This window comes from Bathymodiolus azoricus thioautotrophic gill symbiont, assembly GCF_001298715.1.
Classification (GTDB): Bacteria; Pseudomonadota; Gammaproteobacteria; order PS1; family Pseudothioglobaceae; genus Thiodubiliella.
In genome coordinates this window covers 1-829 of record NZ_CDSC02000415.1, presented here as the reverse complement: position 1 = coordinate 829, position 829 = coordinate 1, and the positions used below count along the sequence as shown (strand labels likewise).

The following is an 829-nucleotide window of genomic DNA, read 5'->3' as shown; positions in this document are numbered from 1 at the left end:
TCCAGCGGACAATTCAAAGCGGCACTTGTTTTGCATTCGCAAAAATGTGCCCCTTTGAATTGCCGCTGAGCAAAGCGTTAAGCGCAAAAAAAGAATGAGGCAATAGGAAATGGCAAAAAGGGTGTTTTTTAGCTTTCACTATAAGGATGTTGCTGATTTTCGTGCCAACGTCGTACGAAACCATTGACAGATGAAGCCAAATAGAGAAATATGTGGCTACTATGATGCGTCTATTTGGGAGTCTGCTCAAAAACAAGGAAAAGTTGCACTAAAAAGGCTTATTAATTCCGGCGAATTCAACCCATAAATGCAACACTTCCATTTAAAAAATAGTCTTTTCCAGTCATCTTGGCAAAGACCTCAAATGGGGTCTTGTACCCCAAGCATTTCCTAGGTCTATTATTCATTAAATCTGTTGCTTTAAACAATGTAAATTCGCATCATAAACGCACCACTTAGTTTAACCGCAAAGAATGTATTTTTGAATTTGGGTTCAAAGATTAGCCAGTGTTTATAATCTTTGGTTTTTGTTTAAGAAAACAGGTGGATTATGCATAAACAACTAACCTTTGAACAAAGGCATTATATCAATATTGCCCGTAATAATGATAAATCTATGAGAACAATCGCTAAAGATTTGAATGTATCACACTGTAATGGTCCAATCAACTTAGACACATTTCAAGCCACTTTTTTCAATTCAGCCATCTTCTGAGCAGGTGTAAATATACCCAATGACTGAATGAATCCTTTAACTGTAAAAATAAATATAACTTTCTACATTTTCTACTACTTCTTGATGGTTGGCAAAGCTTTGATAGTTCAATCG

1 protein-coding gene and 1 pseudogene are annotated in these 829 nt (G+C 35.9%); one reads left to right on the top strand and one right to left on the bottom strand.

Annotation, left to right across the window (positions count from 1 at the left end; genetic code table 11):
- Positions 1 to 296 precede the first annotated feature (296 nt).
- A pseudogene (locus tag BAZSYMA_RS10705) lies at positions 297 to 425 on the bottom strand (IS30 family transposase); the annotation flags it as partial.
- Positions 426 to 550: 125 nt separating this feature from the next.
- Between BAZSYMA_RS10705 and BAZSYMA_RS08020 the strand changes: the two are divergent.
- The gene (locus tag BAZSYMA_RS08020; RefSeq protein WP_090717692.1) at positions 551 to 715 is read left to right on the top strand and encodes a helix-turn-helix domain-containing protein; all 165 of its coding nucleotides are present in this window, start codon (positions 551 to 553) and stop codon (positions 713 to 715) included.
- The last annotated feature ends 114 nt before the right edge of the window (positions 716 to 829 follow it).